Here is a 6977-nt window from a genome sequence, read left to right as displayed (position 1 = left end):
ATTCCCAGTTCATGGATTCCCAACTCACCTTCTGCAGTCAGAGGTGTATCACTCCATCCTTGAGCACGTCCAATGGTGTTAAACATCGTTTTCCCATGACGGACCAAGTACAATCTTACTTTAGACATTTTCTATCCTCCATTTTCTTCTATTATACCATGGATCAAAGAAATATTCGGCTTTCAAAAGCAAAGCCAACATTTGTAAATTATCCAAAAGAAAAGCTACCCTCATGGTAGCTTCCCTAGGAGATTATTATGAAAAAGTTTAGGATTTCTATTAAATAAAGTTAGGAGGTCTTTATTTAATGATTATAGTATACACAGTCATCCTTAAACTCAACTTAAATCCTCTCTCTTTTTTATTAATTTTTAAAACTATGGATTGGAGCTGGGATTTGCCCACCGCGAGAGATGAAATCAATAGACGAAGCCCCGTTGACCTTCATAACTGGAGCTGTCCCTAGCAAGCCACCAAACTCAATCATATCGCCTTCTTTGCCCTTTGGAATAATACGGACAGCCGTTGTTTTCATGTTAATAACACCGATTGCCGCCTCATCCGCAATCATAGCTGCAATGGTTTCAGCAGGCGTATCTTCCGGAATGGCAATCATATCCAACCCAACAGAACAGATAGCCGTCATGGCCTCTAGTTTCTCTAAATTTAGAGAGCCATCTTGCACCGCAGCAATCATCCCCTCATCTTCAGAAACGGGGATAAAAGCACCTGACAAGCCACCGACTTGGTTACAAGCCATCACTCCGCCCTTCTTAACTTGGTCATTCAAAAGAGCGAGGGCAGCCGTCGTCCCATGCGTACCAACTGTTTCTAGGCCCATTTCCTCAAGGACACGAGCCACAGAATCGCCAACTGCAGGAGTAGGTGCCAAACTTAGGTCGACAATTCCAAAATCAACACCCAGTCTCTCGCTGGCCATCTGACCAACTAATTGACCGATACGAGTAATCTTGAAGGCCGTTTTCTTGACTGTTTCCGCTACCACATCAAAGCTCTGTCCACGAACTTTTTCCAAGGCACGCTTGACCACACCAGGACCCGAAACCCCGACATTGATGATAACATCTGCTTCGCCAACACCATGAAAGGCCCCTGCCATAAAAGGATTGTCCTCAACAGCATTAGCAAATACGACTAATTTGGCCGCACCCATATCTGATAGCGCAGCTGTTTCCTTGATGATACGTCCCATATCAGCGACCGCAGTCATGTTGATACCTGACTTGGTCGAGCCGATATTGACGGACGAACAAACCTTGTCTGTCTCAGCTAGAGCGCGTGGGATAGAATTGATGAGAATTTCATCTCCTTTTTGGTAGCCTTTTTGTACCAAAGCTGAGAATCCACCAATAAAGTCAACACCGATCTCCTTAGCAGCCCTATCAAGAGCCTTTGCCAAAACAACATAGTCTGTCGCATCAGTCGCAGCACCAATTAAAGAAATCGGTGTCACCGATACCCGTTTATTAACAATAGGAATCCCTAGTTCCGCAGCAATTTCATCTCCTACAGCCACTAAATTTGCAGCTTTAGTGGTAATTTTTTGGTAAATCTTTTCAGCAGCACGTTCGATGTCTGGATCAATACAGTCCAAAAGGGAAATCCCCATGGTGATGGTTCTGATATCGAAGTTCTGCTCCTCGATCATGGCAATGGTTTCTGTAACTTGTCTAATATCCATAGCCACCTCCTAGATATTATACATAGCGTCAAAAATCGCCGCACTCTGAATATTGATTTTGACATTCAAGGTCTGACCGAAAGTTTCAAACTCATTTCGCAAATAAGTGAAATCTTGTTTTTCGTCACTAGAAACGACCGCCATCATGGTAAAGTATTCATCCAACACCGTCTGAGAAATATCGTCAATATTCAAACCCAACTCTGCAATCTTAGTAGACACGCCTGCAACGATCCCAGCCTTGTCCTTACCAACCACTGTAATAATAGCCTTCATTCTTATACCCCATTTCTACGATTTTTAGAAAACCTGAACGTTTTTGATTTTCTTTTTTCCTAGTATAGCATATTTCCATAGAAAATACTAAAAAACGCCTGCTTACGAAGTTGTTCTTAAGAAAAAAACAATTTCGTAAACAAGCGTCTACCCTATCAAATGATGATGAGTGTTCCCGCTAGGACCGAAGTCCCAGCGGTAGACCAGAGCTAGACTAAGAGCACAAGACTCCATCATCATAACACTCAACAAAATTGATGATTTTATACTAATTCGATGATCGCCATTGGCGCAGCATCACCACGACGTGGTTCAGTTTTAAGGATACGAGTGTATCCACCGTTACGTTCAGCATAACGAGGTGCGATTTCTGAGAACAATTTTTGAAGTGCTGTAGTAGAAGTGTACTTATCAGTTGCTTCATCATAGTTTTCAGATGCGATTTCATTACGTACGAAAGCAGCTGCTTGACGACGTGCATGCAAATCACCACGTTTACCTAGAGTAATCATTTTTTCAACAGTTTTACGGATTTCTTTAGCACGAGCTTCAGTTGTAACGATTGATTCGTTGATCAAAAGGTCAGTTGTCAAATCGCGAAGCATTGCTTTACGTTGTGAGCTAGTGCGTCCTAGTTTACGGTAAGCCATGTATTCCTCCTTTATTTATCTTTTAATCCAAGACCCAAGTCAATGAGTTTGAGTTTCACTTCTTCCAAACTCTTGCGTCCAAGATTTCGTACTTTCATCATCTCTGCTTCAGATTTTTCTGTCAAATCATGCACAGTATTGATACCGGCACGTTTCAAACAGTTGTATGAACGCACAGACAAGTCCAGTTCCTCAATCGTACGATCCAAAATACGATCGTCAGATTCAGTATCAGCTTCTTTCATCACTTCAGTTGACTTAGCAATCTCAGTAAGATTTGTAAACAAATCAAGATGTTCTGTCAAGATACGTGCTGAAAGCCCTAAAGCATCTTCTGGAATAATTGTTCCATTAGTCAAGATTTCAAGGGTTAATTTGTCAAATCCATCATTGCTACCTACACGAGCAGGCTCTACTTGATAGTTGACTTTTGTAACTGGTGTATAAATAGAATCTACAGCAAGTGTTCCAACTGGTGCATTATCTTTTTTGTTTTCATCAGCAGGTACATATCCACGACCACTGTTAACAGTCATTGTCGCTTTTAGAGAAGAACCTTCACCGATTGTAAAGAGATAATGATCTGGATTTACAATTTCAATATCACTGTCAGTCAAAATGTCTCCAGCTGTAATTTCAGCGGGACCTTCAACATTCAGTTCAATGATTTTTTCGTCTTCAACGTATGATTTCACTGCAATCCCTTTAATGTTCAGAATGATTTGCATCACGTCTTCACGAACACCTGGAACTGTGTCGAACTCATGCAAGACACCTTCAATGTTGATAGATGTCACTGCTGCTCCTGGTAGAGAAGCTAGTAGTACACGACGAAGAGAGTTACCAAGAGTTGTACCGTAACCACGTTCAAGTGGTTCGATTACAAACTTGCCATAATCTTTATTTTCATCAATTTTTGTTATATTTGGTTTTTCAAACTCAATCATTTAGTTACTCCCTCTTAAACGAAAAGCAGTGTAATGCGATGATTATACACGGCGACGTTTTGGAGGACGAGCACCATTGTGTGGCACTGGAGTCACATCACGAATTGCTGTTACTTCAAGACCAGCGGCAGCAAGCGCACGAATAGCTGACTCACGACCAGAACCTGGACCTTTTACAGTAACTTCAACTGATTTAAGACCGTGTTCTTGTGCAGATTTAGCAGCAGCTTCAGAAGCCATTTGAGCAGCGAATGGTGTAGATTTACGAGAACCTTTGAAACCAAGAGCACCAGCTGATGACCAAGCAATTGCATTACCATGCACATCAGTAATCATAACAATAGTGTTATTAAATGTAGCGTGAATATGAGCAATACCAGATTCGATATTCTTTTTCACACGACGTTTACGTGTTGGTTTAGCCAAGACTTTTACCTCCTATATTATTTTTTCTTACCAGCAATCGCAACAGCTTTACCTTTACGAGTGCGAGCGTTGTTTTTAGTGTTTTGTCCACGGACAGGAAGTCCACGACGGTGACGAATACCACGGTATGAACCGATTTCCATCAAACGTTTGATGTTCAAGTTTACTTCACGACGAAGGTCACCTTCAACTTTGATTGCATCCACTTCACGACGGATAGCATCTTCTTGATCTGATGTAAGGTCACGTACACGAACATCTTCTGAGATTCCAGCAGCAGCCAAAATTTTCTTAGATGTTGCAAGTCCGATACCATAAACGTAAGTCAATGAGATTACTACGCGTTTGTCATTTGGAATGTCAACTCCAGCAATACGAGCCATGTTTTCTCCTTTCTATCTTATCCTTGACGTTGTTTGTGTTTTGGATTTGCTGGGCAAATTACCATAACACGACCATTACGACGAATTACTTTACAGTATTCGCAAATTGGTTTGACCGATGGTCTTACTTTCATTTCTTATCCCTCCAAGTTTTTCGATTATTTAAAGCGGTAAGTGATACGTCCACGTGTCAAGTCATATGGACTCATCTCGACAGTAACACGATCTCCCGCTAAAATACGAATATAGTTTTTACGAATTTTACCAGAAACTGTTGCTAAAATCTGATGTCCATTTTCAAGTTCAACCGTAAACATTGCGTTAGGCATTGTATCGACTACTTTGCCTTCAACTTCAATCACATCGTCTTTTGCCACGCAAAAGCACCTCCATAAATTTCGATTCGATGCCTCTGAAAACAGAGACAACAATTATAAGTCAGACTATCTCAGTATAACATTTGTAGCGATTTTTTGCAAGTGTGAAAAACGCTTTATTTCAAATTTGTCAATACTTTTTCGATGTCTTTGAACACATCATTGATATCTTGATTTCCTTCGATATCGTGGACCAATCCTTTGGCACGGTAGTGAGCAATGATTGGTTCACCTTGGGCGATATTCACATCCAAACGACGCTTCACTGTCTCAGGTTTATCATCTTCACGTTGGTAGTAATCTTCCTCTTTATAGTCAACTGGTGGGTTGAAAACTTTGTGGAAGGTTTCACCTGTTTCGCGGTGGATGATACGACCACTCAAACGTTCCAAGAGACAATCTGGGTTCACTTCGATGTTGATCACACCTTCCAGTTCGATACCAAGTTCCGCCAATGTTTTGTCCAAGGCATGAGCTTGTTCAATCGTACGTGGGTAACCATCCAACAAGAAACCTGTTTCCTTGATGTCGTCCTGTGAAAGGCGTTCTTTAACGATTCCATTTGTAACTTCATCTGGAACCAACTCACCTTTGTCAATATATGACTTCGCAAGTACACCCATTTCAGTTTGATTTGCCATAGCAGCACGGAACATATCTCCAGTTGAAATGTGTGCCACGTGGAATTGCTCCACAATTTTAGCTGCTTGCGTTCCCTTACCTGCTCCAGGTAAGCCCATAATCAAAAGATTCATGATAGGATCTCCTTATTTTGTATTTAAATAGAAGTAGAAATTTGTTTCAACCCCTATTCAAAAACAAAATAGAAGAGGGGAGACGAAAATCTCTCTGATAGATAGACCTTCATACTCCACTCTCTAAGCAAAAATAATCTTGCTTTTATTCTGTTTTGTCCATGAAACCAACATACTTACGTTTCAATAGATAACCTTCTAGCTGTTTGATTCCTTCGATACCAGTTGAGATAATGATCAAAAGACTAGTTCCCCCAAAAGCAACAGCTTCTGAAAGACCAAAGACATCTTTTGCCACAATCGGCAAGATTGAAATCACACCTAGGAAGATTGATCCGACAGTCGCAAGGCGACGAAGAAGTTTCGACATGAACTCTTCAGTACCCTTACCAGGACGGACACCATGAATGTAGGCTCCACTCTTTTGCAAGTTTTCTGCTGCCTTCTCTGGATTGATCTGTACAAATGTATAGAAGAATGTAAAGAGAATGATCAACAAGGCATACATAGCAACACCTGTCGGAGATGTTGTAGATAACATTTCCTGTGCTGTACGTACCCAAGCCCAATCATGACCTGTAGCACTCAAAAATTGAAGAATGGCTGCAGGTGCTGCTGTAATGGAACTTGCAAAGATAACTGGGATAACCCCCGCTGGGTTTACCTTCAATGGAAGGTATGAGCTTGATGGGGCTCCTTGAGCAACTTTTGTATATTGGATTGGAATTTTATATTCTGCCTGTTGAACAAAGGTTGTAAAGTATACAATCAACAAGACAGCGATAATCAAAATAACGACAAAGATAATAGATGAAGTCAAACGGCTACTTGGAATATTGACGAAGTAGTCAACATAGATGCCTTTAATCATCTCAGGAATTGAAGCAACAATACCTGCAAAGATGATCATAGAAACACCATTTCCGTATCCCTTATCTGTAATTTGTTCCCCGAGCCAAGTTACAATCATACTACCTGCTGTGAGGATAATACCAATAGTAACAAAAACTTGTGGAGTTAAAGCTGTCGTTAATAATTTCGCTCCAGATAGAGTATTAAATCCTGCTGTAATCCCGATAGATTGAACAAATGCAAGCACAAGTGCAATATAACGAGTAGCTTGGTTTAGTTTTCTCCGTCCTACTTCCCCTTGTTTGCCCCATTCTACAAACTTCGGTAAAATATCCATTTGTAGCAATTGAACAACGATTGAAGCAGTGATATACGGACTTACTCCGAGTGCAAAAACGGAGAAGTTCTTCATGGCATTCCCTGAAACAAGACTAAGCATGTTCAAGAAAGATAAACCACTGAGAGCTTCTAAACTTTTCGCATTCACACCTGGAACTGTAATACTTGTCCCAATACGGAAAACAAGAATGATAAAAATTGTAAAGAGAATTTTTGATCGAACTTGTTTAACCTTGAGCGCTTCTTTTAGTAATTTAAAAAACATGGGTC

Annotated in this window: 11 protein-coding genes; all 11 read right to left on the bottom strand. The window is 40.7% G+C overall.

The genetic code is table 11. The features are described from left to right. A partial coding sequence (locus SORDD27_RS10370; protein WP_231069330.1) for a phosphoglycerate mutase family protein occupies positions 1-128 on the bottom strand: 128 nt, incomplete at its 3' end. Between the two features lie 236 nt (positions 129-364). Next, the gene (locus SORDD27_RS07125; RefSeq protein WP_061428276.1) at positions 365-1702 is read right to left on the bottom strand and encodes a PFL family protein; all 1338 of its coding nucleotides are present in this window, start codon (positions 1700-1702) and stop codon (positions 365-367) included. A 9-nt stretch (positions 1703-1711) separates the two neighbouring features. Continuing rightward, positions 1712-1978, bottom strand: coding sequence for an ACT domain-containing protein (locus SORDD27_RS07120; RefSeq protein ID WP_000644111.1), 267 nt, complete (start codon positions 1976-1978; stop codon positions 1712-1714). Positions 1979-2241: 263 nt separating this feature from the next. Then, positions 2242-2628, bottom strand: a complete 387-nt coding sequence (gene rplQ, locus SORDD27_RS07115; protein WP_000331493.1) for a 50S ribosomal protein L17 — start codon at positions 2626-2628, stop codon at positions 2242-2244. An 11-nt stretch (positions 2629-2639) separates the two neighbouring features. Further along, positions 2640-3575, bottom strand: coding sequence for a DNA-directed RNA polymerase subunit alpha (locus tag SORDD27_RS07110; protein WP_061421459.1), 936 nt, complete (start codon positions 3573-3575; stop codon positions 2640-2642). Between the two features lie 42 nt (positions 3576-3617). Then, positions 3618-4001 carry a 30S ribosomal protein S11 gene (gene rpsK, locus SORDD27_RS07105; protein ID WP_001118385.1) on the bottom strand — a complete coding sequence of 128 codons (384 nt, stop codon included), beginning with the start codon at positions 3999-4001 and terminating at the stop codon, positions 3618-3620. Between the two features lie 17 nt (positions 4002-4018). Next, on the bottom strand, positions 4019-4384 hold the full coding sequence (rpsM, locus tag SORDD27_RS07100; protein WP_000090781.1) for a 30S ribosomal protein S13: 366 nt from the start codon (positions 4382-4384) through the stop codon (positions 4019-4021). A gap of 17 nt (positions 4385-4401) precedes the next feature. Then, positions 4402-4518, bottom strand: a complete 117-nt coding sequence (rpmJ, locus tag SORDD27_RS07095; protein ID WP_001808836.1) for a 50S ribosomal protein L36 — start codon at positions 4516-4518, stop codon at positions 4402-4404. A gap of 24 nt (positions 4519-4542) precedes the next feature. After that, positions 4543-4761 carry a translation initiation factor IF-1 gene (gene infA, locus SORDD27_RS07090; protein WP_001029883.1) on the bottom strand — a complete coding sequence of 73 codons (219 nt, stop codon included), beginning with the start codon at positions 4759-4761 and terminating at the stop codon, positions 4543-4545. A 116-nt stretch (positions 4762-4877) separates the two neighbouring features. Then, positions 4878-5516 (bottom strand): adenylate kinase, encoded by a 639-nt coding sequence (locus tag SORDD27_RS07085; RefSeq protein ID WP_001050433.1) that lies wholly within the window; start codon positions 5514-5516, stop codon positions 4878-4880. A gap of 145 nt (positions 5517-5661) precedes the next feature. Next, positions 5662-6972 (bottom strand): preprotein translocase subunit SecY, encoded by a 1311-nt coding sequence (secY, locus tag SORDD27_RS07080; RefSeq protein ID WP_000465385.1) that lies wholly within the window; start codon positions 6970-6972, stop codon positions 5662-5664. Positions 6973-6977 lie beyond the last annotated feature (5 nt).

Origin of the sequence: Streptococcus oralis (genome assembly GCF_001579025.1) — a bacterium.
Taxonomy (GTDB): Bacteria; Bacillota; Bacilli; order Lactobacillales; family Streptococcaceae; genus Streptococcus; species Streptococcus oralis_X.
This window is presented reverse-complemented; position numbering and strand designations above follow the sequence as displayed.

What these genes read in the sequence shown, in the direction of transcription:
- secY (WP_000465385.1), bottom strand. Translation starts at nt 6,972, where the DNA reads ATGTTTTTTAAATTACTAAAAGAAGCGCTCAAGGTTAAACAAGTTCGA.
- SORDD27_RS07085 (WP_001050433.1), bottom strand. Translation starts at nt 5,516, where the DNA reads ATGAATCTTTTGATTATGGGCTTACCTGGAGCAGGTAAGGGAACGCAA.
- rpmJ (WP_001808836.1), bottom strand. Translation starts at nt 4,518, where the DNA reads ATGAAAGTAAGACCATCGGTCAAACCAATTTGCGAATACTGTAAAGTA.
- SORDD27_RS07125 (WP_061428276.1), bottom strand. Translation starts at nt 1,702, where the DNA reads ATGGATATTAGACAAGTTACAGAAACCATTGCCATGATCGAGGAGCAG.
- rpsM (WP_000090781.1), bottom strand. Translation starts at nt 4,384, where the DNA reads ATGGCTCGTATTGCTGGAGTTGACATTCCAAATGACAAACGCGTAGTA.
- SORDD27_RS07120 (WP_000644111.1), bottom strand. Translation starts at nt 1,978, where the DNA reads ATGAAGGCTATTATTACAGTGGTTGGTAAGGACAAGGCTGGGATCGTT.
- rplQ (WP_000331493.1), bottom strand. Translation starts at nt 2,628, where the DNA reads ATGGCTTACCGTAAACTAGGACGCACTAGCTCACAACGTAAAGCAATG.
- SORDD27_RS07110 (WP_061421459.1), bottom strand. Translation starts at nt 3,575, where the DNA reads ATGATTGAGTTTGAAAAACCAAATATAACAAAAATTGATGAAAATAAA.